Genomic DNA, 26,856 nt, shown 5'->3' with positions numbered 1-26,856 from the left:
CTTTTATGGGGAGGATGGTGGCACGGTTCCCGGCCTGGGGTCGATGGGGAGCAGCCGATCGAATCCGACCAATTTCTCGTAGAGCGCCGCCGCCTGCAGGAGTGCGGCCTCGCCGCGCGGCTTGCCGACGAGTTGCAGGCCCACCGGCCGGCCGAAACTGTCGAAGCCGCAGGGCACGGCGATCGCCGGGCTGCCGGTCACGGTGATCGCCGAGTTCAGGGTCGAGCCCGACATGTAGTTCTCGAGCGTCTTGCCGGCGATGGTGGCCGGTGCCCGCAGGTTGACGTCGAAAGCCGCCGTCGGGGCGCCCGGCGTCACCAGCAGGTCGTAGGTCTGGAAAAAGGCGAACATCCGGCGGTACAGCGCCGCCCGTTCGCGCTCCGCCCAGGCCAGCTGGCTCGTGGTCTGCTTGAGGCCGAGCTCGGTGTTCCAGATGATGTCGGGCTTGAACTTGTCGCGATACTGCTGAATCTGCAGCTCGCGATCGACGAGGAATTGCTGGCTTCGGAACGCCATGAACACCTCATCGACCGGTCCGAAGTCCGGCGAGACTTCCTCGACGATGCAGCCCAGCTCCTCGAAGCGTTGCGCCATCCTCGTGCAGATCTCGCGGATCTCGCGGTCGACCTCGAACCGGCCGCCGAAATCGATGGTGAAGGCGACGCGCTTCGGCAGAACGGGATTGGCGACCGCATCGCTGAACGACACGCCTGGCGCGTCGAAGGTCATGGCGTCCAGGGGACAGAAGCCCGCCATCGTGTCGAGGAACAGCGCCAGGTCGGCGACGTTGCGCGCCATCGGCCCCTGCACCGACTGCGGCGAATAGAGATTGTTCGAGGTGCCGCGCGTGACCCGGCCCGCCGACGGGCGGAGTCCCACCGTCGAGCAATAGGTGCCCGGCCGCCGCAGCGACCCGCCATGGTCGGAGCCGTGCGCCAGCCAGACCTCACCCGTCGCCACCGAGACCGAGCCGCCTCCGGTGGAGCCGCCGCAGGTGAGCGAAGTGTTCCAGGGATTGCGCGTGCGGCCGAAGACTTCGTTGAAGGTGCTGCCGCCGGCGCCGAATTCCGGCGTGTTCGACTTGCCCATCACGATGCCGCCCTTGCGCTCGATGCGCTCGACCAGCGGATTGGACTTCTCCGGGACATGATCGGCGAAGATCGGCGAGCCGTAGGTGGTGCGCACGCCCGCCACGTCGGTCAGGTCCTTGATCGAGACCGGGAGACCGGCCAACCAGCCCGCCTCACCGTCGGCCTCATTGGCCTTGCCTTCCATGATCCGCTTCGCGTGGTCGCGGGCGCGATCGAGGCAGAGCGTCGGCATGGCGTTCACGGCAGGCTCGACCTGGGCCATGCGCGCCGCCGAAGCGTCCACCAGGTCGAGGGGCGAAATCTCCTTCTTCTTGAGACGCGAAACGGCCTCGACTGCGGTAAGACGCCAAAGTTCGTTGCTCATGTGATGCCTCCAACCGACAGTGTGCCAGCCTTCGCCGCCGCGTGTCTGCCTTCCATCGCCCGCAAACCCGGTTTAGCTGCCCCGACCGCGCCGCATGCGCGCCGGCCCGATATTCGCCCACGAGGAAATGCCCGATGAAAACCGATCAACCCGAAGCCGCCGGCCCCCTCAAAGGTCTGCGCATCGTCGACATCTCGACCGTCGTGGCCGGTCCCTTTGCGGCTGGCCTGCTGGGCGACTACGGCGCCGAGATCGTGAAGATCGAGATGCCGGGCGTCGGCGACTCGCTGCGCGCGCTGGCGCCGCACAAGGACGGCGTGCCGCTGTGGTGGAAGGTCACCAACCGCAACAAGAAGGGCATCACCCTTGACCTTCGCCTGCCCGAGGGCCGTGACCTGTTCGCAAAACTGGTCGTCGACGCCGACGTGCTGGTCGAGAATTTCCGCCCGGGCACACTCGACGGCTGGGGCATCACGCGCGCCTGGCTGCAGGGCCTCAACCCGCGCCTCACCATCCTGCGCGTCACCGGCTTCGGCCAGGACGGGCCTTACGCAGAGCGGCCGGGCTTCGCGCGCATCTTCGAGGCGATGAGCGGCTTCACGCAGATCTGCGGCGAAGAGGAGGGCAGGCCACTGCATCTCGGCTATCCGATCTCCGACGCCGTCGCCGGCCTGTTCGGGGCGCTGGGCATCCTGGCCGCGCTGCACGACCTCGCGCAGCATCCCGAGCGCCGCGGCCAGGAGATCGACTGCTCGGCGACCGAGGCGATGATGCGCACGCTCGAATTCCTGGCGATCGAGTACGACCAGCTGGGCGCCGTGCGCACACGCTCGGGCAATCGCAGCCAGTACGCGGCGCCCGGCAACGTCTATCGCACCGCCGACGACAAATGGGCCTCGATCGCGGCATCGACACAGAGCATCTTCGTCCGGCTCTGCGCGGCGCTGGATCTGAAGTACCTGCTGGAAGATCCGCGATTCGCGCTCAATCCGGCACGCGTGAAGAACTATCAGGAGTTGGACGAGATCGTCGGCGGCGCCATCGGCAAACTGACCCTGGCCGAATTGCGCGAGACGTTTACCCGACACGAAGTTGGCTTCTCACCCATCTACGACATCGCCGACGTCTTCGCCGACCCGCAGTTCGCGGCGCGCCAGGCGATCGTCAGCGTGCCCGACACGGAGCTGGGCTCGGTGCGCATGCAGGGCGTGGTGCCGCGCTTCTCCGAAACGCCGGGCGCCGTGCGCCACGCCGGCCCGGCGATGGGCCAGCACAATGACGAGGTCTACGGCGGGCTTGGACTCTCGGCCGCGCAGATCGAAGCGCTCAAGGCCCGCAAGGTCATCTGAATCTCTATTCCTCTCTCGTGTGACGGATAGGGCTATCGCATTTGCCCCAACTCCCCGTCGTCTCGACCGGAGCGCAGCGGAGTGGAGAGACCTTCTTTCCTCCATTTGACGGCTAATGGTGAAAAAAAGGTCTCTCCACTTTGCACCTTCGGTGCTCCGGTCGAGACGATGGAAACTTTCATATGCGATTGCCCTGGCCTGACGGGAGAGGACAAGAATTTCAGGTGAGACCCACCATGGGCCGGCGGCGCTGCGCCGTATAGAGGATGCCCAGCAGCATAAGGTTGAGCAGGTTGAAGGCGAGCGCCGACTGGAAGGCCGACGTGTAGGAGAGCGTCGCGTCGAAGATGAAGCCGCCCAGCCAGCCGCCGGCCGCCATACCCGCCATCGCGAACAGCATCACAACGCCCAGCCGCCAGCCGGCGATGGTCGGGCCGTAGAGGTAGCGCAGGTTCAGCGCATAGCCCTGCACGATGGCGATGAAAGGGATGCCGTGCAGCAGCGACAGCGCGTAGATGCCATTGATGTCGCGCACGTGGAGGAAGCCGACCAGCGAGCCGATCTGGATCACCGAACAAAGCAGGCTGACCGGCAGCGGTCCGATGCGCTGCGCCAGCCGCGCCATGACGAAGGTGGCGACGATGGCCGACACCAGCACCAGCGACACCGCCTCGGTACCGCGCGCCGCGGGATAACCGAGGTCGCCGCAGAAGGCGACCATATGCACGAAGGGAATCGCCATCGCGGTGCAGCAGCAGAAACCGGCCGCCGACAGCAGCAGCATGATCATCGAGGAGGGCAGCGGCAGGTGAACCTTCTCCTCGCGCCGCCGTCCGCCTGGGCCGCGAAGGGTCGGCGCCGCCCGAACGTAGAGCGCGCCCAGCAGCAGCAGCGCGCCGGCCGACAGGCCGTAAACCAGCAACGTGTCGCGCCAGCCGATCTCCGGCAGCAGCAGGCGATAGACCTGCGGCCAGACCGAACCTGCGACCGCGGGCCCGATGGAGATGAGAGCGATCGCCATGTTGCGGCGCTTCTCGAACCAGCCCTGGACGTTGTTCATCGCCGGCGTGAAGGTGCCGGCATTGCCGAAGAAGCCCAGCAGCATCGCGTAGCCGGCGTAGAGCGCGAACTCGCCGCCGCGCGAAGCCACCCATCCGCCCAGCGCGATCGAGATGCCGGCAATCAGCAGCGGCACCCGCGGGCTGGTGCGATCGGCCAGCCAGCCCATGAAGACGCCGCCGACGCCCATGCCGAAGAAGCCCACCATATAGGCGAAGGACGGCACGGCGCGCTGGTCGCCGAAGTCGGCGGCCATCTCCTTGAGGCCGACCATGGGCAGGTAGATGCCGCCGCCGCCCAGCGCGACGCAGGCCATCGAGACCAGCGCCAGCCGCCACGCATAGGCGCTGTCGACGCCCCTCCCCGGCGGGGCCACGCTCACTCGCGCGCCAGCGCCGCCGCGGCTGCCGTTTCGGCGTCGAGCACCTGGTCGTCGTCCATCAGCACGGTGACCTTGCGCAGCTTGCCGGTGAAGGCGAACGGCGCCTCGTAGTGCGACACTGGGCTCGAGCGGTCGCGGCCGATGTCGAGGCCCGACCAGGAGATGAAGCTCACGAAGCCGTTCTGGGTGTCGAAGCTGCCCGCCGGCTCGCCGTCGATCAGGATCGTCGCGAGATTTCGGCCCTGGTTGCGGCGCATGCGCACCGCCAGCTTTCGGTTGCCTGGCGGCACGGGCCGGTCGGAGACGATCAGATGATGCTCGCCGCCGATGTTCATGTCGTAGGCGAGCTTGCCGTCCTTCATGTAGAGCGAGTAGCCGGTCGTCATATCGCCATGGGCGATCAGAACGCCTTCGGTCATCGGCCCGTCGACCTGCACGTCGGCCTCGATCGTATAGGTGCGGTTGCGCACGTCGGGCGCCACGTCGGTCGGGACATGGCCCATGCCGGCATGGAAGACGAAGCGGTTGCGCGGCCCGTGGAAGCGCTTGGCATTGTCGGCGAAGCGCGGCGCGAAGCGGTCGTCGAGCGGCAGCACCTTGTGCGCCTCGGCCTGGCGCCACCATTCCTCGATCATCGCCTTCAGCCGCTCAGGCTCCGTCTCGGCGAGATCGTTGGTCTCGTTGAAGTCCTGGTCGAGGTGGTAGAGCTCCCACTTGTCGTTGGCGAAGTCGGCGCCCGGCGGATGGTAGGAGACGGCCTTCCAGCCGTCCTGCACCAGGCCGCGATGGCCGAACATCTCGAAATACTGCGGCTTGGCCTTGGACTTGGCCTTCGCGTTCTTGAGACTCTTGGCGAAGCTGGTGCCCTCGAGCGGCATCTGCTTCACGCCATTGATGACCTTGGGCGGCTTGATGCCGACGACGTCGAGCAAGGTCGGGACGAGATCGCTGGCGTGGCAGAACTGGTGACGCAGCTCGCCGCGCGCAGCGATGCCCTTGTCCCAGGCCATGACCAGCGGATCGCGGATGCCGCCGCCGTGCGTGTTCTGCTTGTAGCGGCGCAGCGGCGTGTTGGCCGCCATCGCCCAGCCCCACGGGAAATTCGAATGCGTGTCGGGCCCACCGATATCGTCGATGCGCGCGATCTTCTCCTCGAGCGATTCACGACGAAGATTGTAGGGACCCATGGCATTGATCATGCCGAACGGGCCGCCCTCCTGGCTGGCGCCATTGTCGGACATGAGGATGACCAGCGTGTCGTCGAGCTGGCCGGCGCTTTCGAGGAAGGCCATCAGGCGGCCGATATGCTGGTCGGCATGGTCCAGCATGGCGGCATAGGCGGCCTGCAACCGGGTGAACATGCGGCGCTCGGGCTCGGCGATCTCGGCCCAGGCCCGCACGGAATCGTTGCGCGGCGGCAGCGGCGTGCCCTTCGGCACGATGCCCAGTTCGATCTGGCGCGCGAGGCGGCGCTCGCGCTCGGTGTCCCAGCCCCCGGCGAACACCGAGTCATATTTGGAGACGAGGTTGAACGGCGCCTGGTGCGGTGCATGGCAGGCGCCCAAGGCCAGCCAGGTGAGCCACGGCGTCTCGGCATTGTCGGCAGTATGGTCGGCGAGATAGCGGATCGCCTGATCGACCAGGTCCGATGTCAGGTGATAGCCGGTGGCGAAGGTGCCCGGCGGATCGACCGGCGTGTTGTCGCGCACCAGCTCGGGCGCGAACTGGTCGGTCTCGGCATCCATGAAGCCGTAGTAGCGGTCGAAGCCGCGGCCCAGCGGCCAGCCGTCGAACGGGCCGGTCGCGCCCGATTCGGTGAGCGGCGTCACATGCCACTTGCCCAGCATGTAGTTGCGATAGCCGTGCGGGCGCAGCATCTCGGCGATGGTACCAGCCTCGCGACTGATCTTGCCGCGGTAGCCGGGATAGCCCGAATCGAAATTGGCGAGGCAACCGACGCCGACCGAATGATGGTTGCGGCCGGTCAGGAGGGCTGCACGCGTGGTCGAGCACATCGCCGTCGTGTGGAAGCCGGTGTAACGCAGGCCGCGCTTGGCGATGGCGTCGATGACCGGCGTTTCGATCGGCGAGCCGTAACAGCCCAGATCCGAGAAGCCGACATCGTCGAACAGGATGACCAGGATATTGGGGGCGCCGGTCTTATTTATTCCAGGGGGCCGCTTGGGCCCTTCGGGCCAGTGGGGCTGCGAGTCCTGGACCGTCTTGCCGATCCTGCCGCCGTGTTCGGTCATGCGTTTCCTCTTTCGTTGCCGCGTTTGTCCGACACTTGGGGAGCGCGATCAACCTTGTCGCAGTTCATGGCGCTTGTTAGGGAAAGTCATGGCTCACTTCACCTCCGATGGGCTCGACCTCGCCTACGATGAATTCGGTCCCGCCGATGGCCGCAAGGCTATCGTGCTGGTGCATGGTTTTTCCGCCAACCGCACCGAAAACTGGAAGCGCATGGGCTGGTACGACGCCATCGCGGCCAAGGGGCTCCGCGGCTTCGCGCTCGACAATCGCGGCCACGGCGAGAGTGCCAAGCCGCACGATCCGGCCCAGTACGATCGCGAGACCATGGCCCGCGATGTTTTTGCATTGATGGACCATGCCGGCGTCGAGCGCGCACATGTCCTGGGCTTCTCGATGGGCTCGCATATCACCCTGACGGCGGCCCTTCTCGATCCCGGCCGTATCGACCATCTGGTCGTCGCCGGTGTCGGCGCCACTTTGTTCGATCCGCCGCGCGCGGAAGGCGCCATGGCAGAAGCCATGGAAGCCGCCAACCCTGACGACATCGCCGACCCGATGCTCAAGAGCTTCCGGCACTTCGCCGACGAGCAGAAGGAGGACCGGCTCGCCCTGGCCGCCTGCTCACGCGGACCGCGCCTGCCGCTCACGCGCGATTCGCTGATGGGGATCCGCCGCCCGACCCTGGTCGTCGCCGGCGCCCGCGACCAGCTCGCCGGCCCGCCGCAGGGATTGGCCGACGCCATTCCCGGCGCCAAGGCGGTGACCCTGCCGGGCTGTGACCACTTCTCCTGTATCGGTCATCCGATGTTCAAGGCCACGGTGTTCGACTTCTTCGACGGCTGGCTCGAGTAGCTTCCGTGGCACGCGTCCGCTTCAAGTCGATCCAGGCGCGCGCCGCCAGGCGCAAGGGCGGCGAGAAGGCGCTGGCGTCGCTCCTGCCGAAGAAGCGTGACAACAAGGCTTTGGCGAAGCTGACAGACGACCGCGTGCTGGCCGAGATGGCACGCCGCGTCTTCTGTGCGGGCTTCGTGTGGAGCGTCATCGACAAGAAGTGGCCGGGCTTCGAGGAGGCCTTCCTCGGCTTCAATCCCAAGCGGCTGCTGTTCCAGCCGGCCGAGTTCTGGGAGAAGCTGACGCAGGACACGCGCATCGTGCGCAACCCGACCAGCATCCGGTCGGTGCGCGACAATGCGAAGTTCGTCACCGACATCGCGGCGGAGCATGGCAGCTTCGGCAAGTTCCTGGCCGCCTGGCCGGCCGACGACCAGATTGGCCTGCTCGAAGTCTTCGCCAAGCGTGGCTCCCGGCTCGGCGGCTTCTCCGGCCAGTACCTGCTGCGCTTCCTCGGACGTGATTCCTTCATCCTGACCGGCGACCTCATGATGTGCCTGCGCGATGCCGGCGTGCCGATCAGCGAGAAGGGCACCTCCAAGAAAGACCACAAGCTCGCCCAGGCGCAGATCAATGAGTGGGCCAGGGAAAGTGGCCTGCCGCTCACCCACATCTCGCGCATCTGTTCGATGTCGATCGGCGAGAACCACGATGCCGCGCGCCTTGCGGAAAACATGCGGACGTGACCATGACGAACATCCTGCTGATCAATCCCAACACGACGAAGTCGATCACCGACCTCGTGCTCAAGACGGCAAAGGGATTTGCCTCCAAGGGCACGCGCCTGCGGGCGCTCACCGGTTCCTTCGGCCCGCGCTACATCGCCTCGCGCGCCGCCTACGCCATTGCGAGCCACGCGGCGCTCGACGCCTATGCCAACGATCGCGGACCGAAGGATGCTGTCGTGCTGGCCTGCTTCGGCGATCCGGGCCTCGCGGCTCTCAAGGAGGTCAGTCCAGTGCCGGTCGTGGGCATGGCTGATGCGTCGATCCTGCAAGCCTGCGCCATGGGCAACCGCTTCTCGATCGTTACCGGCGGCGAGCGCTGGAAGTCGATGCTGGAAGAATTCGTCGCCAACCACGGCGTCTCCTCGCGCCTCGCCTCGGTGCGCACCGTCGCGCCGACCGGTGCCGACATCGCGCGTAACCCCACGGCCGCCATGGAATTGCTGGCAAAAGGCTGCAGCGCTTGCGTCAAAGAGGACGGCGCCGACGTGGTGATCCTGGGCGGCGCGGGCCTGGCCGGGCTTGCAGCCAAGCTGAAGCCGATGGTCGATGCGCCTCTTCTCGACGGCGTGGCCTGCGCCATCTCGATGGCCGAGGGACTCGCGCTGCAGAAGCTGGCGAAAGCCACCCATGGTGCACTTGCGAAGCCGGGCGCCGTCGACAGCATCAAGCTCTCCAAGGGTCTTTCGAAGCTGCTGCAATCACCCTAGGGTCCGTCCCTATGCGGTTTGTCAGCTTTCGCCATGCGGGCGCGAACAAATTCGGCGCGGCCGTCGACGGCGGCATCGTCGATCTGTCGGCACGCACGAACGGACGCTGGTCCCGCTTGCGCGACGTCATCGCGGCCAAGGCGCTCGACGAACTCCGCTCCGTGGCGAAGGAAGCCTCGGCCGATCTCGCGTTCGAAGACGTCGAGCTGCTGCCCGTCATTCCCGATCCGGGCAAGATCCTCTGCGTCGGCCTCAACTATGCGAGCCATGTCGGCGAGGTCGGACGCCAGATGCCGACCGTTCCGAGCGTCTTCTCGCGGCTGCACGACACGCTGGTGCGCCACGGCGGCAACATCGTGCGGCCGCGTGCCTCGACCCATTTCGACTATGAGGGCGAACTCGCCATCGTGATCGGCGAGCGTTGCCGGCACGTGCCGCGCGCCCGCGCCCTGTCGGTGATCGCGGGCTACACCTGCTTCATCGACGGCAGCGTGCGCGACTTTCAGAAGCATTCGGTGTTCGCCGGCAAGAACTTCCCGGCCACCGGGCCTCTCGGGCCATGGATGGTCACGGCGGATATGATCCCCGATCCGCAGCGGCTCGAGCTCACGACGCGGCTGAACGGCACCGTGGTGCAGCACGACACGACCGATCACATGATCTTCGATGTCGCGACCATCATCGAATATCTCTCGACCGTGACCTGCCTGGAGCCGGGCGACATCATCGCGACCGGCACGCCTGATGGCGTCGGCACCGGCCGCAAGCCGCCGCTCTGGATGAAGGCCGGCGACCAGCTGGAAGTCGAAATCTCAGGCATAGGGACTTTGGGCGTCAATGTCGTCGACGAGTAACTCATTCGACCTGCCGGCCAGCGACGCCGGCACCGATGCGAAGAAGGTCCGCGAATTCAAGGTGATCGCGCTGATCGCCGTGGCGCATTTCGTGAGCCACGTGCACATCATGCTGCTGCCGCCGCTGTTCGGCGAGGTCCGCGAGGCGTTCGGCGTCAGCTATGTCGAGATCGGCTTCGCGCTCACCGCCTTCAACGCCGCGTCGGCCCTGCTGCAGACTCCGGCCGGCTTCCTGGTCGACCGGGTCGGCCCGCGTGCCATGCTGACCGGCGGCCTGATCCTGGGCGGCGTCGCCGTGGCGGCGGCTGCGCTGCTGCCCGGCTACTGGTTCTTCGTCATCGCCTACGGTTTCCTCGGCCTCGCCAACACGGTCTATCACCCGGCCGACTATTCGATCCTGTCGGCCACCATCGACCACAAGCGCATCGGCAAGGCTTTCTCGATCCACACCTTCGCGGGCTACCTCGGCTCGGGCGTGACGCCGGCGCTGGCGCTGGCCTGCGCGGCTCTGTGGGGCTGGCGCGGCGCCTTCCTGTTCGTCGGGGGCCTTTCGATCGCGACCGCCTTCGTGCTGATCGTGGCAGGCAGCATCCTGCCCCGCGTCGTGCACAAGCCCGGCCAGCAGCCAGCGAAAGGCGAGCAGAAGGTCGGACTCGACCTTCTGCTGAGCGCCCCGATCCTGCGCAACCTCCTGTTCTTCTTCTGCCTCGCCATGGCCAATGGCGGCATCCAGACCTTCACCGTCGTCGGTATGGCGCAGATCCATGGCACGCCCTTCTCGGTCGCCAGCGTCGCGCTATCGGCCTTCCTCCTGTGCAGCGCCGGCGGCGTGCTGCTGGGCGGCATCATCGCCGACCGCACGCCGCACCATGAACGCGTGGCGGCCATCGGCTTCGCCTGCACCTCGACCATGGCGATCCTGATGGCCTGGGTGAACATGCCCGCCGCCGTGCTGATCGGCGTCATGTCCCTGGGCGGTCTGCTGAACGGCATCATCCAGCCGTCGCGCGATATGATGGTGCGCGCCGTCACGCCGCCCGGCTCGTTCGGCAAGGTGTTCGGCTTCGTCAGCACCGGCTTCAACCTGGGCGGCATGGTCGCCCCGCTGCTCTACGGGTCCCTGATGGACCGTGGCGAGCCGCGCGCCATCTTCATGATCGTCACCGGCTTCATTTTCCTGGCGCTGATCACCGCGATCACCCGCCGCAAACCCGAGAGCATTGCCTGATGGATTCCCTGACGCCCGCCACGCCAGCCAAGACCGACGCCCTCGCCCGCCGTTACGGCGCCGATGTCCTGCCCGCGGCAGGCCCGTGGAACGAGACCATTGCCACGATGCTCGACCATCGCTCGGTGCGCGGCTACAAGCCCGATCCCGTGCCGGCCGGCGCGCTGGAGAGCATGATCGCCGCCGCCCAGTCGGCCGCCACCAGCTCCAACATGCAGTGGTGGTCGGCGCTCGCCGTCACCGACCCCGCCAAGAAGAAGGTGCTGGCCGAGATCGCCGGCGGCCAGAAGCATATCGAGCAGTGCCCGCTGTTCATCGCCTGGATCGCCGACATGTCGCGCAACCAGCGCATCTCGAACGCGACGAAGACCCCGTTCGAGACGATGCCCTGGCTCGAGACCTTCATGGTCGCCTCGATCGACGCCGCGCTGGCCGCGCAGAACGCGGTCGTCGCGGCGGAGTCGATGGGCCTGCGCACCGTCTATATCGGCGCCATGCGCAACGACCCGATCCGCGTTGCCGAGCTGCTCGGCCTGCCGCCCCAGGCCGTCGTCGTGTTCGGTCTCTGCGTCGGCTACGCCACGGAAAAGGGCGAGGGCGAGGTGAAGCCGCGCCTGCCGCAGTCGGTCGTGCTCCACAGCGAGCGCTACGACGCGAGCAAGGAAGAGGCGCTGCGCGCCGCCTATGACGCCGAGATGAGCAAGTTCTCGGCGCGACACGAACTGCAGGCCGCGACGTGGACCCAGCGGGTCCTGAACCGGCTGGGGCCGATCAAGGCGATGAACGGCCGCGAAACGCTGCGCGCCGCGCTGGCGAAGATGGGGTTCGAGGTGCGGTAGTAGCCGAGCTTCGCTCGGCCTCATGGCACGCCGCGTGCTGGAGTGCCGAGACGGTCAGGACGGAGGTAACATGCGGCGGACGGCTTATCGTTTTCTCGTGACATTGGGGCTCTGCGCAGCGGCCACTACGGCCTCGGCGCAGGGTCATCTCAGGATCGGGATCGGCGACGATCCGGACGTGCTCGATCCCACCCTGTCGCGCACCTACACCGGCCGCATCGTCTTCGCGTCGATCTGCGACAAGCTGTTCGACATCGACGAGAAGCTCGCGATCGTGCCGCAGCTCGCGCTCGGCCACGAGACATCGGCCGACGGCAAGACGGTCCTCATCAAGCTGCGCCCGGGGGTGAAATTCCACGACGGCGAGCCGCTCGACGCCGCCGCGGCCAAGTACAGCCTCGACCGACACCTCACGATGAAGGGCTCGTTCCGCAAGCCCGAGATCGGCATCGTCGAGAGCGTCGACGTGGTCGATCCGCTGACCATCAAGCTGAACCTGAAGCAGCCCTTCTCGCCGTTGCTGGCGCAGCTCACCGATCGTGCGGGCATGATGGTGTCGCCCAAGGCCGCCGAGGCGGCGGGCGACAAGTTCGGGCTGAAGCCCGTGTGCGCCGGGCCATACAAATTCGTCGAGCGGGTCCAGCAGGACCGCATCGTCGTCGAGAAATTCGCCGACTACTGGAACAGGAACCAAGTCTTCATCGACAAGATCACCTACCTGCCCATCGTCGATACGACCGTGCGCCTGGCCAACCTGCGCTCGGGCGGCATCGACCTCACCGAGCGCATCCTGGCGACCGACATCCCGACCGTGCGCGCCGATCCCAAGCTGAAGCTCGCCAACTCGGTGTCGCTCGCCTGGTTCGGGCTCATGATCAACCAGGAGAACGGGCCCAAGTCGAACAATCCGCTGGGCAAGGACCCGCGGGTGCGCCGCGCCTTCGAGCTGGCGCTCGACCGTGACGCCATCAACCAGGTCGTGTTCAACGGCGAGTTCGTGCCGGGCAATCAGTGGGTCAGCCCGCAGAGCCCGTACTACCAGAAGGATTTTCCGATCCCCAAGCGCGACATTGCCAAGGCGAAGGCGCTGATGAAGGAAGCCGGCATCACCGGCCGGCTCAGCCTCGACTACATGGTGAACAACGCGCCGGAGTCGCGCGCCATCGCCGAGGTCGTGCAGTCGCTGGTGGCGGAAGCGGGCTTCGACCTGAAGCTGCGCGTGGTCGAGGTGGCGACCGCGTTGAAGGCCGGCGAGGACGGCGACTTCCAGGTCTATGCGCTGACCTGGAGCGGCCGCAGCGATCCCGACGGCAATTCCGTGGTCTTCCAGACCTGCGGCGCGCCGCAGAACATGGGAAAATACTGCGACAAGGAACTGGACGCCTGGCACCAGCAAGCGCGGGCCGCCACCGACCTCGAGGCGCGCAAGGCGATCTACGCCAAGACCACCGAGCGCTTCCTCGACAAAGGCTGGATCTTCTACCTGTACCACCCGCAGAATCTCGCGACCCATACGGTCCGGCTCGAAGGATTCCGGCCGGTGCCGGACGGGCTGCTGCGGGTGGTCGGTCTGAAGCTGAAATAGCGCAGGCTCAGTCGAACTTGCCGCTCTTCAGCCGGTCGACCATCGGGTTCTGGGCCGGCGCCGAAATCCGGCGCAGCGTGTTCGTGTCGCGATGGTTGAAGGCCGGCGTCTTGCCGCGCACCGCCAGATCGGTGCGCGTCACGTAGGTCCAGCTGCCGTCATCGTTGAAGGTGATGTCGATGCGGTAATAGTCGGTGCGAAACGCCTGCTCGAGGAAAGTGGTCGAGCAGATGCCGAAGCGCGTGTCGCCGCGCTTGGCTTCCACCGAGATCGTCTTGTCGCCGGGCTTCGCCGTCCCGCCCGCCAGCACGACCTGGCCGCGCGGGATGGCGATCGACTGCATGATCAGGCCGGTGGCCGGCTCCCACAACCAGTAGCCGACCTGGTCGTGGAAGGTGATGGCTTCCTCGTCGGTGTTGATGTGGATGTGGTAGCGCAGCCCGTAGAGAAGCTGCGGCCCGTTGGGCTGGGGGTCGATCGGCTCCATCCGGATATGCTCGCGAAAGCCGCGCTGCTCCGGGCCCGGCGCCTTGGGCGCGATGTCGATCCCCTTGTCGGATTCCCAGTCGCCGGCCAGGCGGGCCAGTGGCCCAAGGTTGGCGAGCGTATCGGGCGAAAAATCCTCGGGCTCGGTAAAGACGTCTTCAGGAAGGGTCGACATGGGGTCCTCGGGCTGCACTCGCGCGGAATGTGCAAGCCCGGCCCCGGCTTAACAAGCGCGCGGCTTGTCACGCATCGCGCCACTCGAAGGAAAGCGGTGCTTCGCGGAAGGCAAAGCGATCGAGGTGGCTCGCGACGGCGCCTTTGAGGGCTTCGAGTTGCCCCTCCGCGCTGGCCTCCAGCCGGCATTCGAGCGCGTCGGCCTGAGCCGTCAGATGAAGGGTGGCATCGCCCGGCCAGTCGGCGCCGCGGGCGTTGCGGGGAAACACGACCCTGCCTGCTTCCGGCGTGAACTCGACCTCGAGATTGTGGCTCCAGTGCTTGCAGAGCTGCTGGAGGTAGCGGCTGCCGTTGGCGGTCGGCACGCGCGCGCTGCTGGCGGTACTCATAGACGTTCGATCCTCTGCGCCGCTTCGTCGATGATGGCGACCGCGTCGTGCACCGTCTGCTTCTGCACGCCGTCGCGGCCGAGACGCAGGATCAGCGCCTCGCGAAGATTGCTCATGGCCCGGCGCACCGGCGCGGAGTCGGTACGCTCCTGGAGGCCGGCGAGTTCGGCCAGCCGCGCGAACAGCGCGTCGACCTCCGCCTTGCGCTCCGCGAGGTGGGCGATGCCGTCCGGCGTGACCGCGAAGGACTTGCGCGCCCCTTCCGACTTCGCCTCGGCGATGTGGCCCATCTCGGCGAGCATCGTCAGCGTCGGATAGATCATGCCGGGGCTCGGCACGTAACGGCCGCCGGTCAGTTCCTCGATGGCGCGGATCAGCTCGTAGCCGTGCCGTGGCTCATCGGCGATCAGCTTCAGCAGCACGAGCCGCAGTTCGCCCGCATCGAAGACGCGCCGGCGCCCCTGCCCGCCGCGGCCCTCGCCCGAGTCGCCGTGCCAGCGATGGCCGGAATGGTGGCCAAAGCCACGACGGCCGAAATCATGCCGGTGCGCGTCGTCGCTTCGATGATGGTGATGATGGGAAGACCTCATGGATTTCGTCCTGATATGATTGAACATATCTAAGATATATCTTGATCGTTCTCAAATTCAAGACTGTCGTGGCCATTTTCCGCCACGACACTGAATTACGGTTTTAAATCAGCTACTTAGTGACGGCCGACGCGATTGACGGGACCGCCGCCGTTGACCACCCCGTCCACGCCGCCCTCCCGGGTCACGCCCGCTCCCGGCGCCCCGACACCGACACCGGGCCTCACGCCCACGCCAGGGGCGCCAACACCGACGCCGGGCGCAACGCCGACACCGGGCGCACCCGCGCCCACGCCCGGGACCACGCCCACCCCCGGCGCGCCGGCGCCGCGGGGCGCCCAGACGCAGCCATGCGGCACACCCTCGGCGCGGCAATAGACTTCGGCATGGGCGGAGGTCGCCAGCAAGGCCAGACCCAACGACAAACCTGCGATTGTGCGAACCATGACTTTCTCCGACGCCCGTATGCAATTCCGACAGTGTTTATCATGTCGCCGACAGAGACGCGCGAGAATTGAGACCCGTCCCAGTCGGTCGAACCTCACCCCGTTTCCCTAGAGACGCCAAGCCGCCACAATCGCGGCCGCCTTCACTCTCACCGCCGCCGCATCGTCGCCCGGCTTGTAGAGCGATGAACCGAGACCGAAGCCGGCCGCACCGGCTGCGCGCCAGGCCGCCATGTTTTCCGCGCCGATGCCACCAACCGGGATCAGCGGCGTCCCCTTCGGCAGCACCGCCAGCAGCGCCTTCACCACCGAAGGCGAGGCGAGCTCAGCCGGGAAGAGCTTCAATCCGTGGGCGCCTTCCTTCAGGGCCGCGAAGGCTTCCGTCGGAGTCAGGATGCCGGGCAGGCTCACCAGCCCGAGCCGCACCGTCTCCTCGACGACATCGCGATCGAAGTTCGGCGCGACGACGAGCTCACCTCCGGCCGACGCGACTTCCCTCACCTCGGCCGCAGTCAATACGGTCCCCGCGCCGATAACGGCGTCGGGAAAGCGCTCGCGCAAGGCCGCGATACTGTCGAGCGGCTGCGGCGAGTTGAGCGGCACTTCGATCAGGCGGAAACCCGCTTCGAACAGCGCCTCGCCGATCGCCGGTGCCTCGGCGGGCTTCACCCCGCGCAGGATGGCGACGAGCGGCAGCGCGCGCATCGCGGCCTCGAACCTCTCCACCGTCTTCATGCCAGCACCGCCCTCATGCCCGCCCAGGTTGCCTCGGCACCGAAGCGGCGCACCCGGACTCCGCTGCGGTCGAGCGCGAGAGCATAACGTTCCGTGAGCGCCGGCGCGCCGATCACGATGACCTCGCGGCCGGCCGTCAGCTCCTGCGTACGCAGTTCCTCGCCGATCAGCAGGCCGGAGAGGTAACTCGCCGATTGCGCCGGGGAGAGACGGTCGAACAAAGCGAGCGCCCGCACGCCGAAGGCGTCGTGCAGCAGGCCCTTACCCTCGCCGGCACGCGTCACGCCGCGCCCGAACATCGCTTCGTCGAGCGGTGCCTCGGCGTCGAGTGTCCGGGCCAGGATGGAATGCCGGCCGAGCACGCCATAGAACTCGCCCGTCATGTAGGTCCGGAAGCCGGTCACCCGGCCGCCCTGCACCGTGGCCCATTTGCTGTGCGTGCCGGGCAGCACGAACAGCCCGTCCGTGAGGCCGGCCAGCCGCATCGCGCCGAAGATCTGTACTTCCTCGCCGCGCATCACGTCGGGCACCTCGCCCTGCTCGATACTGAGGCCAGGCATCAGGGCGATGCGCCCCGGCTCGATCCAGTGCAGGTGTCGTTTGAGGTCTTCGGGCCCGGCCGGACAGGCGACATAGGGCGCCTCGGCCCAGCCCTGCCGGCTGCCGGCCATGCCGGAGATCAGGCAGACGCTGCCGGCCGGCTTCATCCACTCGGAGAACAACGACGCGAAGACGCCGGCAAAATCGCCATTCGGGACGTTGAGAATCCCCAGCGGCGCGCTCTTCTCCTCCAGCACGCGGCCCTCCCCGTCGAGACGGGCGCCCCGCAGAGAGCTCGTCCCCCAGTCGACGGCGATCAGGTTGGGCACTTCAACCACTCACCTGTTGGCGAACGAGGCGTAGTTTCTTACGGAAATCTGATGTCGTTGCGTCAGATAGGGATACCTGATCGCGACCATACGCTTCACGACATCGTCCTCATCGCGAAGTCGCCCACATTTCACGTCGTCATCCCATCGAACGACTGTCCACGTAATCTCTCGGCATTTCGCCTTTAGATTTGGATACTTCGAGGGATCGACGTCGGGAAGTGCCGCGGGCCACCGTTCCTCTATCGGAACAGAGGCACGCGGCCCCCACTGTCTGTATTCTTCGAAGGCCCGATCGAACTGCTCCGGCGTCACAATCGAAAGCACATCCGGAGTCAAACTGTCGGGATCGTCAACAATGCGCAGCACAGGCTGTGTCGAAGGTCCCGCCCAAGGGCCGGTCAGGCTTTCCGCCTTCTCCCAGGAACCAGGAACCTTCGCCATCGGCCCTCTCTCAACCCTGCAGACCTAGTCCCGGCAGGACCACTCCAGCATGCGCTTCATGAATTCCTCGCCGGCATCGATCTGCGAGGCCAGGATGAATTCGTTGGGCTGATGCGCCTGGGCGATGTCGCCGGGGCCGCACACGACCGTCGGCACGCCCAGCACCTTGCGGAAGATGCCGGCTTCGGTCGCGTAGACCACGGCGCCGACCGTGTTGGAGCCCGACCAGCTTCCCGCCAGGGTCTTGGCGTCGTCGTTGCCCTCGGGCGAGAAGGCGGGGGTCGAGGCGCGCAGCTCGGTCTCGATGCCGGCCGCCGGGTGCTTCGCCTTCATCTTCGGCAGCAGCTCTTCCTTCAGCCACTTCTTGGCACGTTCGCCCAGCTCCTCGATCGGCCGCGTCGGCAGCTCGCGATAGCCCCACAGGACCTCGCACTCGCGCGCCAGGATGTTACCGGCGGTGCCGCCGATGATGGTGCCGACGTTGAAGGTCGCGGCGGCCGGCATGAACTCGCTGTCCTTCGGCGCCGCGGCCTCGAGCTCCTCCTGCACCGTGTTGAGGTAGTGGATGAACTCACCGGCGAAATGGATGGCGCTGACACCGAGATGGGTCATCGAGGAATGCGCCTCGAAGCCGGTGAACTTGGTGACGTAGCTCTGGCTGCCCTTGTGGGCATGCACCACGGTCATCATGGTCGGCTCGCCGATGATGATGACGCGCGGCTTCGGCACCTCGGTCGCCATGCGGGCGGCCAGCGAATGCGCGCCGAAGCAGCCGATCTCCTCGTCGTAGGAGAGCGCGAAGTGGATCGGCTTCTTGAGAGGGGCCTTCAGGAACTCCGGCAGCATGGCGAGCCCGATCGCATAGAAAGCCTTCATGTCGCAGGTGCCGCGGCCGTAATACTTGTCGTCCTTCAGCGTGAGCGTCCACGGGTCGGTGACCCAGGGCTGGCCGTCGACCGGCACGACGTCGGTATGGCCCGACAGGACGACGCCGCCTGGCACGTTGGGGCCGATGGAGGCGAATAGATTGGCCTTCGAGCCGTCCTCGTTGGGCACCAGCTTGGACTCGACGCCGTGACCCTTGAGGTAGGCCTGCACGTACTCGATCAGAGCGAGGTTGGAATTGCGCGAGGTGGTGTCGAAAGCCACGAGCCTGCGCAGCATTTCGATGGAATTGACGGTCTCTCCGGCCATGATGTCCCTTGCTCACTCTATTCCGGCCTCACCCTGAGGAGCCGCGCGAGCGCGGCGTCTCGAAGGGTGGGCAACAACCTGCTGGATCACATCCTTCGAGACGCGCGCCGGGGCGCGCTCCTCGGGATGAGGTGGAAGCTAAATCGACGCGCGGCCGATCATGCTCAGGAATTCGCGCCGTGTCTCGCCATTGTCGCGGAAGGCCCCCAGCATTCGGCTGGTCACCATGGTCACGTCCGACTTGTGGACGCCGCGGGTGGTCTTGCCCTGGTGCGCCGCCTCGATGACGTCGGCGACGCCGCGCGGCTGGAGCACTTCCTGCAGCGTGTTGGCGATCTGAGCCGTCAGCTTCTCCTGGATCTGCAGACGGTGACCGAAGGCATCGACCACGCGGGCGAGCTTGCTGATGCCGACCACGCGCTTGTCCGGCAGATAGCCGACATGGACCCTGCCGATGATCGGCACCATGTGATGCTCGCAGTGCGATTCCAGCCGGATGTCGCGCAGCGCCACGACCTCGTCGTAGCCCTCGACCTCCTCGAAGGTCCGCTGCAGCATGTCGCGCGGATCCTGGTCGTAGCCGGCGAAGAATTCCTCGTAGGAGCGCACGACGCGATCGGGCGTGCCGGCCAGGCCCTCGCGGCCGGGATCGTCGCCGGCCCATTGGATCAGCGTGCGGACGGCCGCCTCGGCCTCCTCGCGCGAAGGCCGGGACAGGCCGGTGGCGAGCGAAACGACCTCGCGCGGCTTCGCCATCTTGTTCATCGTCTTACCCCCTTGATCCGCGCAGCCTAGTTGAGGCTGCGCTGCGTCGTTGGCGTGTCGAGCGAAAAGGTCGGAATCTCGATGTCGAATTTCACGCCCGCCTCGTCGACCATCTGATACGTGCCGCCCATGATGCCGGATGGCGTGGAAAGTGGCGTCCCGGAAGTGTACTCGAACACCTCGCCAGGGCGCAGCAACGGCGTCTTGCCGACGACGCCCGGTCCCTTCACCTCCTGAAGGCGGCCAAGCCCGTCGGTGATCTTCCAGTGCCGGCTGCGCAACTGCACCGCGACATCGCCCTTGTTCTCGATGCGCACCGTATAGGCCCAGACGAATTGTGACTTCTCGGGCTCCGACTGATCCGGCAGATATTGAGGCTGGACCGTCACCTGGATGGCACGGGTTGTGGCTTTGTACATGCGCGGGCGAATTCCTCCAGCCCCTGACATGGGAGTTTCGGGCCAAAAGGTCAAACCCGTCTACAACCACCTCGGATCAGCAGTGAAGTCGATCGTGAGCCAGCGGTTCGGCCCCTCACCGCCGATGGCCTCGGCGATCTCCCGGCGGATGGCATCGGCTTTACCCACACTGTCGATCGGGGATTGCGGCGGCACGGCGATGTGGATCTCGATGAACTGCGCCCGCCCCACCTTGGCGACGTAGGATGTGTAGGTCTTGAATCCGTGTCGCGTGACCATCTCGTCCATGACCTGGCGGACGCGGGCGTCCAGCGCAGGCGGCGTGATCAGCAGGATTTCCTGCAGCGCCCTCCGCACGGTGGCGATCGGCACGAAGACGAGAACGAGCGTCAAGAGGGCCAGCACCGCCGGGTCGGCGTATGGGGCGAGATCCTCGCAGGCCGTGCCCTTCAGCGCGGCAGCGACCGCAAAAGCCACGAGCAGGGCCGAGGTGATGGCACCGCTCATCAGCCAGCTCTGCGTGTCGAGCCGCACGAAATCGGATCCGATCCGGCGATTGCGGTGGCGCTCGTAGAAGAACATGCCGAAGCATACGACGCAGACCATGACGGCATAGGCCATGGCCCAGTCGAAATCGAGCTGGCGGCCACCGGCCAGAAGGCTGTCGAGGGCATTCAGGAACGCATAGAAGCAGAGCAGCATCAGCGTGCCGCCGTTGAAGGCCAGCACCATCGGCTCGATATGCCAGTAGCCGAACTGGAAACGCCGGTTCTCGGCAACGCGGGTAACGAGGCGAGACACGAAAAGCGCCAGTCCCGACATCGCCGCATCGATGGCCGAGAAGACGCCGTCGAACAGGATCGACATCGACCCCGACAGCAGGCCGAACAGCACGCCGAAGGCCGACACGACGATGGTGACGGCGATGGAAAGTTTCAGGAGGCCTTGTTCGGCGGCGGCATTCTGCATCCCGCCAGACTAAGCTAAATCGGGAAGATCAGGCAGGTCGTGGTGCCATGTGCGAGCAGCTTGCCGGAGGCGTCGGTCAGGCGCCCTTCCGAAGTGGCGATGCGCGAACCGACATTGATGACCTTTCCCTCGGCCCGGACCGGCCCGGTCTTGTCGGTCATGGCACGCACGTAGTTCACCTTGATCTCGACGGTGGTATAGCCGCTGCCGGCCTTCAGCATCGTGTGGATGCAGCAGCCCATCACCGAGTCGAGCAGGGTGGCGGCGATGCCGCCATGGACCGTGCCCAGCGGGTTGTAATGGTCGAAGACCGGCGTGTAGCCGAACAGCACGCGGCCGGCTTCGACTTCCTGCAGGTTGAAACCCAGGGCCCGGGAGATCGGCGGCGCCGGATAGCGCCCCTCCAGCAGTCCCTTGAAGAGGTCCAGCCCGTCCAGGGTGCGCGCCTGCTCGATCGGCACGACGCCATATCCCGCTTCTGCCACCATGTCCGCCTCCATCTCAATTTTAAGTGCATATACACATTGAGACTTTGCCAGCGCAACGACCAGCGATACTCTCGGCGCCATGACAGCCGATTCTCCTCCGGTCCGCCTGTCGCCCGCCGAGTGCACCTGCTTTCGCGTGCGCAGCGCGGCGCGGCGCGTCACCCAGATCTACAGCCGGCACCTGGCACCGACCGGCCTGCGCATCTCGCAGTTCTCCCTGCTGGGCTACGTGATCTCGCGCGGCCCCGTCAGCATCACCGAGCTGTCCGAACTCGTCGCGACCGATCGCACCACCCTGACGCGCAACCTGCGGCCGCTGCTGGCCTCGGGCGTGATCGAACGGGCGGCCGCGGGTGACAAGCGCCGGCACGAGCTGGTCGCGACGCCGGCCGGCCGCGCCCTGTTCAAGCGCGCGCTACCGCTGTGGGGCGCTGCCGAACAGGAAGTGCGGACGGCGATGGGTGCAAAGCTGACCGCCGACCTGCATGGCGCCCTCGACCGCTCGATGGAGAAACTGGCGCCGCTCTGACAGGGCGTTGAAAAAGCCGAGTCATGGCAAATAAACGAAACAAGCGAAATAAACGAATCAGTCGAAACGAGAGTCGCACCCCTCATACAGGTATCCTGGTACCGCGGATGTTCCCGGCGGGACCTGCCACGAGCCGAGCATTCCAACACCGACCTCACCCTGAGGAGCATCGCGCAGCGATGCGTCTCGAAGGGTGGGCACGCGCACCGCGTTTGTTGGCCATCCTTCGAGACACCGCGCAAGGCGCGGCTCCTCAGGATGAGGTAAGTGGGTCAATGTAAAACGGAAGGAATCTAGGCGTGGGCGGCGAAGAAGCCGAGTTCGAGTTCCATGGCGCGGCGATAGTTGGCGCGCACCGCCTCGGTGTCCTCCGCATGGAGATCGAGCAGGGTTTCGAGTTGAGCGGCCAGCGCCTCGAAACCCGGATCGGCATAGGTCTTCACCCAGTCCGAATAGAGCTTGGCCACGCTGTTCGCCGCCAGCGAACGGCCGAGGAAGGCGTAGAGCCGCATGCACGGGGTCATCGCCGCAATCGTCTCGCCGAGATTGCCGCGCCGCGCCGTCTCGAGAAGAAAATCGACATAGGCGCGTGTCGACTCGATGGGGGCGACGCCATCGAGGTCGACCCGCCAGCGTTCGGCATAACCCTTATGGAGCTTGAGCTCCTCGAGGACGCCGGCGATCAGGCCGGCGAAGCCGTACAGATCCTCGCGAGAGCGCGAATTGGCGAGGCAGAAGGCATAGGCGCGGGCGAAGGCTTCGAGGAAATAGGCGTCCTGCGCGACATAGCCCTTGAAGCATTCGATCGGCAGCGAGCCGTCCCGCAGCCCGCGCACGAAACCGTGCGACAGGATGCGTGATGCGAGGTCGGCGTTCGCCGCCCACAGATCGGCCGAAAGTGCCATTCCCCCCGTCTCCGACTGCCGGCTTCAGCCGCCCAGCGCCTGCGTGAGATCTGCGATGATGTCCTCGACATCCTCGAGGCCGACCGAGAGGCGGACCGTGCCGTCGGTGATGCCGAGCTTCGCGCGCTCCTCGGCGCCGATGCGCATGTGGGTGGTCGTCGCCGGATGGGTGACGAGGCTCTTGGCATCGCCGAGATTGTTCGAAATGTCGACGATCTGCAGGCGGTTCAGCGCCGCGAACGCGCCCTGCTTGCCGGCCTTGAGGTCGAACGTCACCACGCCGCCAAAGTCGGACATCTGCTTCGCGGCCAGCGCGTGCTGCGGATGGTCGGGACGTCCGGGATAAAGCACGCGGCCGATCGCCGGATGGGCGGCCAGCGCATCGGCGACGCGGCGCGCGTTGGCACAGTGGCGCTCGACGCGCAGGCCGAGCGTCTCCAGGCCCTTCACCAGCACCCAGGCATTGAACGGGCTGAGCGAGGGACCCGTATTGCGGATGATCGGCTGCAGCTTGTCGATGATGAACTCCTTCGAGCCCAGCACCGCGCCGCCCAGGGTGCGGCCCTGGCCGTCGATGTACTTGGTGGCGGAGTGGACCACGACGTCGGCGCCGAATTCGAGCGGACGCTGCAGGATCGGCGTGGCGAAGGCGTTGTCGAGCACGACCTTGGCGCCGGCCTTGTGGGCGAGATCGCACACCGCCTTCACGTCGACGATGTCGAGCATCGGATTGGACGGCGATTCGAACAGCACGGCCTGCGTCGGCTTGCTCAAGGCCTTTTCCCACTGCGCGAGATCGCCGCCATCGACCAGCTCGCTCTGGATGCCGTACTTCGGCAGCAGGTCGGTCACGATGTAGTGGCAGGAGCCGAAGAGCTGGCGGGCCGCGACGATACGGTCGCCCGACTTGAGCAGCGCCAGCAGCGCGAAGAACACCGCCGACATGCCGGTCGAGGTCGAGCGACAGGCCTCGGCGCCTTCCAGCGCGGCCAGCCGGTTCTCGAACATGGTGACGGTCGGATTGCCGAAGCGCGAATACTGGTAGTGGTTGCTCTCGCCCTTGAAGGTGGCCTCGGCCTCCTCCGCGCTCGCATAGGCGTAGCCCGAGGTCAGGAACAGCGCTTCGGACGTCTCGTCGAAGTTGCTGCGGATCTGGCCACCGCGCACCGCGCGGGTCTGGGTGCGCCACTTCGAAACGTCGGCTTGCGCCTTCTTGCCGGAAATCGAACCGTCCATCTCACTCTCCTGTCTCGCCGCGCGCCCTTCCAGCTGCGCAAACGAAAAGCCCCCGACCTGGAAGGACGGGGGCTTTGCGAGCACCTCCGACCTTTTAGCGATGTTTAACGTGGTCGCAAGCCGGTCGGCTCAAATCTCCACGGACCGCCTCTATAAGGGCGGCGACGGCCGGACGCAAGCCCATCGATCGGGTTTGCGTCCGGCCGCTTTCGCTTTCTCAAGTCAGTGCTTCTGCTTCGCCAGCGCCTGCTCGCGGAGCTTGGTCATGGTGATGCGCGAGGTGATCGCCTCCGCGTCCGTCTTCACATGGATGATCGAAGGCTTGCCGGCGCCCAGGGCGCGCTCGAACGCCGCCTCGAAGTCCGCCGTGCGCTCGACCGTCTCGCCATGACCGCCGAAGGCGCGGGCATAGGCCGCGAAGTCGGGGTTCTTCAGCTCGGTCCCGTGGACGCGCGTCGGATACTCACGCTCCTGATGCATGCGGATCGTGCCGTACATGCCGTTGTCGACCACGATGAACACGACGTTGGCTCCGTGCTGGACGGCGGTCGCGAACTCCTGCCCGTTCATCAGGAAGCAGCCGTCGCCGCTGAACGACACGACGGTGCGCTCGGGCGCGGCGATCTTGGCCGCCACCGCCGACGGCACGCCGTAGCCCATCGAGCCGTTGGTCGGCGCGAGCTGGGTGCGGAAGCCGCGATACTGGAAGAAGCGGTGGACGAAGCCGGCATAGTTGCCCGCGCCGTTGGTGACGATGACGTCGTCGGGCAGACGCTTGTTCAGCCAGCCCACGATCTCCGCGAGGTTGGCCGAGCCGGGCATCGGCGTCGGCTCGATGTTCTTCAGATAGTCGGCACGCGCTTCGGCGATGCCCGCCTTCCAGGCGGAGGCATCGACCGGCTTCATCGCCTTGGCGGCCGCCGCGAACTGGGCCATGCCCGAGTTGATCGGCAGGGTCGCCTGATAGACGCGGCCGAGCTCCTCGGCGCCGGCATGCACGTGCACCATCTTCTGCGCCGGCACCGGCAGGTCGAACATGGTGTAGCCGCCGGTGGTGGCCTCGCCGAGACGCGGACCGATCGCGATGATGAGGTCGCTCTCCTTGATGCGCTTGCCGAGCGGCGGGTTCACGCCGAGGCCGAGATCGCCGACGAAATTGTCGTGACGGTTGTCGATCAGGTCCTGGTTGCGGAAGGCGGTCGTCACCGGCAGGTGGTTGGCTTCGACGAATGCCTTGATGTCGTCGCAGGCCTTCGCGTCCCAACCGCCGCCGCCCAGGATGACCAGCGGCTGCTTCGCCGCGGCCAGCAGTTCGCGGAATGTCGCCATGTCTTCCGGCGCGGGCGCGCCACGCGCGACCTTGTAGGGACCGGTGTCGGCGACCTCGACCTCGTCGACCAGCATGTCTTCGGGCAGGGCGATGACGACGGGACCCGGCCGGCCGTTCATGGCGCGATGGAAGGCCTGGCTCACGATCTCGGGAATACGGCGGGCATCCTCGATCTGGGTCACCCACTTGGCCATCTGGCCATACATGCGGCGATAGTCGATTTCCTGGAACGCCTCGCGCTCCGCCTGCTCGCGGGCAACCTGTCCGACCAGCAGAATCATGGGCGTCGAATCCTGGAAGCCGGTATGCATTCCGACGCTGGCATTGGTGGCGCCCGGCCCGCGCGTGACGAAACAGACGCCGGGCTTGCCGGTCAGCTTGCCGTACGCCTCGGCCATGTAGGCGGCGCCGCCTTCCTGGCGGCAGATGACATAACGGATGGAATTACGCTGGGCGTAGAGGGCGTCGAGCGCGGCGAGGTAGCTCTCGCCGGGCACGCCGAAGATCGTGTCGGTGCCGTGGATACGCAGTTGGTCGATCAGAACCTGCGCGCCGCTTCGGCGCGGGTATGCGGTAGCCATCTTGGAGTTCTTTCCCTTACTTCGTGGGTGAAAAGGTGGTGGGCACCAATATCTTGTTGTTCATCGTCTTCATATATTCTCGGCTCTTCTGCAAATAAGCTTGCCAGGCGGGATCTGCAGCCATCGCAGCGCGACGCCTGGTGCGGTCGGCGAGATCGGCATAACCCCACATGTGAACGATCTCGTTCACGTTGCCGACCTCGGTCGTGTAGTAGCCCACGAGGTTGCCGAGATGCTTGAGTTGGATGGGCAGGCCCTCTTTTTCGTAGAGCGCGAGGAAGTCGCGCAAGCGACCGGGCTGCAACTCGTAGGTTCGATGGTCGACGATCACGTTCAAATTCCTCCTGAATTCCCGCTGATTGTGTGCCGTGCTTCCTTGTGCCTCAAGCCCGCGACGCGGTGGACTCAAAGCCGGAATAGGCGCATAAGTGCTGCATTGCGACACTAGCCGACGAGCATCATCATGAGTCTCGGCCCACAGTCGCGGAGCGCGATACCGGTCAACGTCTTCCCGTGAGCTACTTGGTCATCTGTCATAGGTCATCGAAACGCTTGGACGCATCCGTCCAGCAAGCGCGCGCCGGACTCCGCTCGATCCTTCCTCTAGCCCAGAGCCTTGAATGAGTCGCAAATTGTTTGTGGGCAACCTGCCCTATTCGGTCACGTCTGAGCGTCTGTCTGAAGCCTTCTCTCAGTTCGGCACCGTTACCTCTTCGAAAGTGATCGTGGATCGCGAGACCGGCCGCAGCCGCGGCTTTGCGTTCCTCGAGATGGAAACCGATGACCAAGGCGCCTCGGCCATGCAGGCCATGAACGGCGCGTTGCTGGATGGCCGCTCGATCGCGGTCCGTGAAGCCGTCGAACGTCAGCCCGGTGGTGGCGGCGGCGGTGGCGGTGGTGGATATGGCGGCGGCGGCGGTGGTGGCGGCCGCGATGGCGGCGGCTTCCGTCCGCGCGGCCCGCGCCCGCCCTATGGC

29 protein-coding genes and 1 riboswitch are annotated in these 26,856 nt (G+C 66.1%); of the genes, 10 read left to right on the top strand and 19 right to left on the bottom strand.

Features of this window, described 5'->3' with window-relative positions:
• Nucleotides 1-3: 3 nt before the first annotated feature.
• Complete coding sequence (locus ACT6UX_RS23600) at nucleotides 4-1,455, bottom strand: amidase (RefSeq protein WP_444777601.1); 1,452 nt, start codon at nucleotides 1,453-1,455, stop codon at nucleotides 4-6.
• Nucleotides 1,456-1,589: 134 nt separating this feature from the next.
• On the opposite strand from ACT6UX_RS23600, the gene ACT6UX_RS23595 reads away from it, so the two are divergent.
• Nucleotides 1,590-2,804 (top strand): CaiB/BaiF CoA transferase family protein, encoded by a 1,215-nt coding sequence (locus tag ACT6UX_RS23595; protein ID WP_444777600.1) that lies wholly within the window; start codon nucleotides 1,590-1,592, stop codon nucleotides 2,802-2,804.
• Between the two features lie 220 nt (nucleotides 2,805-3,024).
• Here the strand turns inward: ACT6UX_RS23595 and ACT6UX_RS23590 are convergent, their stop codons facing one another.
• Together ACT6UX_RS23590 and ACT6UX_RS23585 are read right to left on the bottom strand one after the other, a co-directional pair.
• The gene (locus tag ACT6UX_RS23590) at nucleotides 3,025-4,245 is read right to left on the bottom strand and encodes an MFS transporter (RefSeq protein WP_444777599.1); all 1,221 of its coding nucleotides are present in this window, start codon (nucleotides 4,243-4,245) and stop codon (nucleotides 3,025-3,027) included.
• Complete coding sequence (locus ACT6UX_RS23585; RefSeq protein WP_444777598.1) at nucleotides 4,242-6,497, bottom strand: arylsulfatase; 2,256 nt, start codon at nucleotides 6,495-6,497, stop codon at nucleotides 4,242-4,244. The genes ACT6UX_RS23590 and ACT6UX_RS23585 overlap by 4 nt, the downstream gene beginning before the upstream one ends.
• 88 nt (nucleotides 6,498-6,585) lie before the next feature.
• On the opposite strand from ACT6UX_RS23585, the gene ACT6UX_RS23580 reads away from it, so the two are divergent.
• From ACT6UX_RS23580 to ACT6UX_RS23550, 7 genes are all read left to right on the top strand, one after another.
• The gene (locus ACT6UX_RS23580) at nucleotides 6,586-7,350 is read left to right on the top strand and encodes an alpha/beta fold hydrolase (RefSeq protein ID WP_444777597.1); all 765 of its coding nucleotides are present in this window, start codon (nucleotides 6,586-6,588) and stop codon (nucleotides 7,348-7,350) included.
• Nucleotides 7,351-7,355: 5 nt separating this feature from the next.
• The gene (locus tag ACT6UX_RS23575) at nucleotides 7,356-8,075 is read left to right on the top strand and encodes a DNA-3-methyladenine glycosylase I (protein WP_444777596.1); all 720 of its coding nucleotides are present in this window, start codon (nucleotides 7,356-7,358) and stop codon (nucleotides 8,073-8,075) included.
• Between the two features lie 2 nt (nucleotides 8,076-8,077).
• Nucleotides 8,078-8,824 (top strand): aspartate/glutamate racemase family protein, encoded by a 747-nt coding sequence (locus ACT6UX_RS23570; protein WP_444777595.1) that lies wholly within the window; start codon nucleotides 8,078-8,080, stop codon nucleotides 8,822-8,824.
• 11 nt (nucleotides 8,825-8,835) lie between these two features.
• The gene (locus tag ACT6UX_RS23565) at nucleotides 8,836-9,678 is read left to right on the top strand and encodes a fumarylacetoacetate hydrolase family protein (protein ID WP_444777594.1); all 843 of its coding nucleotides are present in this window, start codon (nucleotides 8,836-8,838) and stop codon (nucleotides 9,676-9,678) included.
• Entirely contained in the window at nucleotides 9,662-10,906 is a 1,245-nt protein-coding gene (locus ACT6UX_RS23560; RefSeq protein WP_444777593.1) for an MFS transporter, read from the top strand. The genes ACT6UX_RS23565 and ACT6UX_RS23560 overlap by 17 nt, the downstream gene beginning before the upstream one ends.
• A complete protein-coding gene (locus ACT6UX_RS23555) occupies nucleotides 10,906-11,745 on the top strand; it encodes an NADPH-dependent oxidoreductase (protein ID WP_444777592.1) in 840 nt (279 codons plus the stop codon). Before ACT6UX_RS23560 ends, ACT6UX_RS23555 begins: the two co-directional genes overlap by 1 nt.
• Before the next feature lie 70 nt (nucleotides 11,746-11,815).
• Nucleotides 11,816-13,330, top strand: a complete 1,515-nt coding sequence (locus tag ACT6UX_RS23550; protein ID WP_444777591.1) for an ABC transporter substrate-binding protein — start codon at nucleotides 11,816-11,818, stop codon at nucleotides 13,328-13,330.
• Nucleotides 13,331-13,337: 7 nt separating this feature from the next.
• Here the strand turns inward: ACT6UX_RS23550 and ACT6UX_RS23545 are convergent, their stop codons facing one another.
• The 12 genes from ACT6UX_RS23545 to ACT6UX_RS23490 all read right to left on the bottom strand — a co-directional run bounded on the left by ACT6UX_RS23545 (nucleotide 13,338) and on the right by ACT6UX_RS23490 (nucleotide 21,298).
• Nucleotides 13,338-13,991, bottom strand: a complete 654-nt coding sequence (locus ACT6UX_RS23545; RefSeq protein ID WP_444777590.1) for an FABP family protein — start codon at nucleotides 13,989-13,991, stop codon at nucleotides 13,338-13,340.
• 67 nt (nucleotides 13,992-14,058) lie between these two features.
• Nucleotides 14,059-14,379, bottom strand: a complete 321-nt coding sequence (locus tag ACT6UX_RS23540; RefSeq protein WP_444777589.1) for a DUF2218 domain-containing protein — start codon at nucleotides 14,377-14,379, stop codon at nucleotides 14,059-14,061.
• Entirely contained in the window at nucleotides 14,376-14,969 is a 594-nt protein-coding gene (locus ACT6UX_RS23535; protein WP_444777588.1) for a PadR family transcriptional regulator, read from the bottom strand. The genes ACT6UX_RS23540 and ACT6UX_RS23535 overlap by 4 nt, the downstream gene beginning before the upstream one ends.
• Nucleotides 14,970-15,085: 116 nt before the next feature.
• Complete coding sequence (locus tag ACT6UX_RS23530; RefSeq protein WP_444777587.1) at nucleotides 15,086-15,415, bottom strand: hypothetical protein; 330 nt, start codon at nucleotides 15,413-15,415, stop codon at nucleotides 15,086-15,088.
• A gap of 108 nt (nucleotides 15,416-15,523) precedes the next feature.
• Complete coding sequence (locus ACT6UX_RS23525) at nucleotides 15,524-16,150, bottom strand: 2-dehydro-3-deoxy-6-phosphogalactonate aldolase (RefSeq protein WP_444777586.1); 627 nt, start codon at nucleotides 16,148-16,150, stop codon at nucleotides 15,524-15,526.
• Nucleotides 16,147-17,019, bottom strand: coding sequence for a 2-dehydro-3-deoxygalactonokinase (locus ACT6UX_RS23520; protein ID WP_444777585.1), 873 nt, complete (start codon nucleotides 17,017-17,019; stop codon nucleotides 16,147-16,149). Before ACT6UX_RS23520 ends, ACT6UX_RS23525 begins: the two co-directional genes overlap by 4 nt.
• A 9-nt stretch (nucleotides 17,020-17,028) precedes the next feature.
• Nucleotides 17,029-17,463 (bottom strand): hypothetical protein, encoded by a 435-nt coding sequence (locus ACT6UX_RS23515; RefSeq protein WP_444777584.1) that lies wholly within the window; start codon nucleotides 17,461-17,463, stop codon nucleotides 17,029-17,031.
• A 24-nt stretch (nucleotides 17,464-17,487) separates the two neighbouring features.
• On the bottom strand, nucleotides 17,488-18,657 hold the full coding sequence (gene argE / locus ACT6UX_RS23510; RefSeq protein WP_444777583.1) for an acetylornithine deacetylase: 1,170 nt from the start codon (nucleotides 18,655-18,657) through the stop codon (nucleotides 17,488-17,490).
• A 138-nt stretch (nucleotides 18,658-18,795) separates the two neighbouring features.
• Nucleotides 18,796-19,422, bottom strand: a complete 627-nt coding sequence (folE, locus tag ACT6UX_RS23505) for a GTP cyclohydrolase I FolE (protein ID WP_444777582.1) — start codon at nucleotides 19,420-19,422, stop codon at nucleotides 18,796-18,798.
• A 26-nt stretch (nucleotides 19,423-19,448) separates the two neighbouring features.
• Nucleotides 19,449-19,841: a Co2+/Mg2+ efflux protein ApaG gene (gene apaG, locus ACT6UX_RS23500; protein WP_444777581.1), complete on the bottom strand. Its 393-nt coding sequence runs from the start codon at nucleotides 19,839-19,841 to the stop codon at nucleotides 19,449-19,451.
• Between the two features lie 60 nt (nucleotides 19,842-19,901).
• Nucleotides 19,902-20,810 carry a cation diffusion facilitator family transporter gene (locus ACT6UX_RS23495; protein WP_444777580.1) on the bottom strand — a complete coding sequence of 303 codons (909 nt, stop codon included), beginning with the start codon at nucleotides 20,808-20,810 and terminating at the stop codon, nucleotides 19,902-19,904.
• A gap of 14 nt (nucleotides 20,811-20,824) precedes the next feature.
• Nucleotides 20,825-21,298: a PaaI family thioesterase gene (locus ACT6UX_RS23490; protein ID WP_444777579.1), complete on the bottom strand. Its 474-nt coding sequence runs from the start codon at nucleotides 21,296-21,298 to the stop codon at nucleotides 20,825-20,827.
• Nucleotides 21,299-21,377: 79 nt separating this feature from the next.
• Here ACT6UX_RS23490 and ACT6UX_RS23485 point away from each other — a divergent pair, with 79 nt between their 5' ends.
• Nucleotides 21,378-21,827, top strand: coding sequence for a MarR family winged helix-turn-helix transcriptional regulator (locus tag ACT6UX_RS23485; RefSeq protein ID WP_444777578.1), 450 nt, complete (start codon nucleotides 21,378-21,380; stop codon nucleotides 21,825-21,827).
• Between the two features lie 293 nt (nucleotides 21,828-22,120).
• On the opposite strand, the gene ACT6UX_RS23480 is transcribed toward ACT6UX_RS23485, so the two are convergent.
• From ACT6UX_RS23480 to ACT6UX_RS23465, 4 genes are all read right to left on the bottom strand, one after another.
• Nucleotides 22,121-22,732 carry a TenA family protein gene (locus ACT6UX_RS23480; RefSeq protein ID WP_444777577.1) on the bottom strand — a complete coding sequence of 204 codons (612 nt, stop codon included), beginning with the start codon at nucleotides 22,730-22,732 and terminating at the stop codon, nucleotides 22,121-22,123.
• Nucleotides 22,733-22,756: 24 nt separating this feature from the next.
• Nucleotides 22,757-23,968, bottom strand: coding sequence for an O-succinylhomoserine sulfhydrylase (locus tag ACT6UX_RS23475; RefSeq protein WP_444777576.1), 1,212 nt, complete (start codon nucleotides 23,966-23,968; stop codon nucleotides 22,757-22,759).
• Between the two features lie 74 nt (nucleotides 23,969-24,042).
• Nucleotides 24,043-24,119, bottom strand: a riboswitch (SAM riboswitch).
• A gap of 71 nt (nucleotides 24,120-24,190) precedes the next feature.
• Nucleotides 24,191-25,879 (bottom strand): thiamine pyrophosphate-binding protein, encoded by a 1,689-nt coding sequence (locus tag ACT6UX_RS23470; RefSeq protein ID WP_444777575.1) that lies wholly within the window; start codon nucleotides 25,877-25,879, stop codon nucleotides 24,191-24,193.
• A gap of 16 nt (nucleotides 25,880-25,895) precedes the next feature.
• On the bottom strand, nucleotides 25,896-26,210 hold the full coding sequence (locus ACT6UX_RS23465) for an NIPSNAP family protein (protein WP_444777574.1): 315 nt from the start codon (nucleotides 26,208-26,210) through the stop codon (nucleotides 25,896-25,898).
• 289 nt (nucleotides 26,211-26,499) lie between these two features.
• Between ACT6UX_RS23465 and ACT6UX_RS23460 the strand changes: the two genes are divergently transcribed.
• Nucleotides 26,500-26,856 (top strand): RNA recognition motif domain-containing protein (locus tag ACT6UX_RS23460; protein ID WP_444777573.1); only part of this gene is annotated, 357 nt, incomplete at its 3' end.

Source organism: Reyranella sp. (assembly GCF_052439685.1).
Classification (GTDB): Bacteria; Pseudomonadota; Alphaproteobacteria; order Reyranellales; family Reyranellaceae; genus Reyranella.
This window is presented reverse-complemented; position numbering and strand designations above follow the sequence as displayed.

Excerpts from the sequence above, each read along its gene's own strand:
- ACT6UX_RS23585 (WP_444777598.1), bottom strand. The coding sequence starts at position 6,497 with ATGACCGAACACGGCGGCAGGATCGGCAAGACGGTCCAGGACTCGCAG.
- ACT6UX_RS23490 (WP_444777579.1), bottom strand. The coding sequence starts at position 21,298 with ATGGTGGCAGAAGCGGGATATGGCGTCGTGCCGATCGAGCAGGCGCGC.
- ACT6UX_RS23565 (WP_444777594.1), top strand. The coding sequence starts at position 8,836 with ATGCGGTTTGTCAGCTTTCGCCATGCGGGCGCGAACAAATTCGGCGCG.
- ACT6UX_RS23580 (WP_444777597.1), top strand. The coding sequence starts at position 6,586 with ATGGCTCACTTCACCTCCGATGGGCTCGACCTCGCCTACGATGAATTC.
- apaG (WP_444777581.1), bottom strand. The coding sequence starts at position 19,841 with ATGTACAAAGCCACAACCCGTGCCATCCAGGTGACGGTCCAGCCTCAA.
- ACT6UX_RS23600 (WP_444777601.1), bottom strand. The coding sequence starts at position 1,455 with ATGAGCAACGAACTTTGGCGTCTTACCGCAGTCGAGGCCGTTTCGCGT.
- argE (WP_444777583.1), bottom strand. The coding sequence starts at position 18,657 with ATGGCCGGAGAGACCGTCAATTCCATCGAAATGCTGCGCAGGCTCGTG.
- ACT6UX_RS23485 (WP_444777578.1), top strand. The coding sequence starts at position 21,378 with ATGACAGCCGATTCTCCTCCGGTCCGCCTGTCGCCCGCCGAGTGCACC.
- ACT6UX_RS23515 (WP_444777584.1), bottom strand. The coding sequence starts at position 17,463 with ATGGCGAAGGTTCCTGGTTCCTGGGAGAAGGCGGAAAGCCTGACCGGC.
- ACT6UX_RS23550 (WP_444777591.1), top strand. The coding sequence starts at position 11,816 with ATGCGGCGGACGGCTTATCGTTTTCTCGTGACATTGGGGCTCTGCGCA.
- ACT6UX_RS23475 (WP_444777576.1), bottom strand. The coding sequence starts at position 23,968 with ATGGACGGTTCGATTTCCGGCAAGAAGGCGCAAGCCGACGTTTCGAAG.
- ACT6UX_RS23480 (WP_444777577.1), bottom strand. The coding sequence starts at position 22,732 with ATGGCACTTTCGGCCGATCTGTGGGCGGCGAACGCCGACCTCGCATCA.
- ACT6UX_RS23595 (WP_444777600.1), top strand. The coding sequence starts at position 1,590 with ATGAAAACCGATCAACCCGAAGCCGCCGGCCCCCTCAAAGGTCTGCGC.
- ACT6UX_RS23525 (WP_444777586.1), bottom strand. The coding sequence starts at position 16,150 with ATGAAGACGGTGGAGAGGTTCGAGGCCGCGATGCGCGCGCTGCCGCTC.
- folE (WP_444777582.1), bottom strand. The coding sequence starts at position 19,422 with ATGAACAAGATGGCGAAGCCGCGCGAGGTCGTTTCGCTCGCCACCGGC.
- ACT6UX_RS23540 (WP_444777589.1), bottom strand. The coding sequence starts at position 14,379 with ATGAGTACCGCCAGCAGCGCGCGCGTGCCGACCGCCAACGGCAGCCGC.
- ACT6UX_RS23545 (WP_444777590.1), bottom strand. The coding sequence starts at position 13,991 with ATGTCGACCCTTCCTGAAGACGTCTTTACCGAGCCCGAGGATTTTTCG.
- ACT6UX_RS23535 (WP_444777588.1), bottom strand. The coding sequence starts at position 14,969 with ATGAGGTCTTCCCATCATCACCATCATCGAAGCGACGACGCGCACCGG.
- ACT6UX_RS23570 (WP_444777595.1), top strand. The coding sequence starts at position 8,078 with ATGACGAACATCCTGCTGATCAATCCCAACACGACGAAGTCGATCACC.
- ACT6UX_RS23470 (WP_444777575.1), bottom strand. The coding sequence starts at position 25,879 with ATGGCTACCGCATACCCGCGCCGAAGCGGCGCGCAGGTTCTGATCGAC.
- ACT6UX_RS23560 (WP_444777593.1), top strand. The coding sequence starts at position 9,662 with ATGTCGTCGACGAGTAACTCATTCGACCTGCCGGCCAGCGACGCCGGC.
- ACT6UX_RS23555 (WP_444777592.1), top strand. The coding sequence starts at position 10,906 with ATGGATTCCCTGACGCCCGCCACGCCAGCCAAGACCGACGCCCTCGCC.
- ACT6UX_RS23530 (WP_444777587.1), bottom strand. The coding sequence starts at position 15,415 with ATGGTTCGCACAATCGCAGGTTTGTCGTTGGGTCTGGCCTTGCTGGCG.
- ACT6UX_RS23495 (WP_444777580.1), bottom strand. The coding sequence starts at position 20,810 with ATGCAGAATGCCGCCGCCGAACAAGGCCTCCTGAAACTTTCCATCGCC.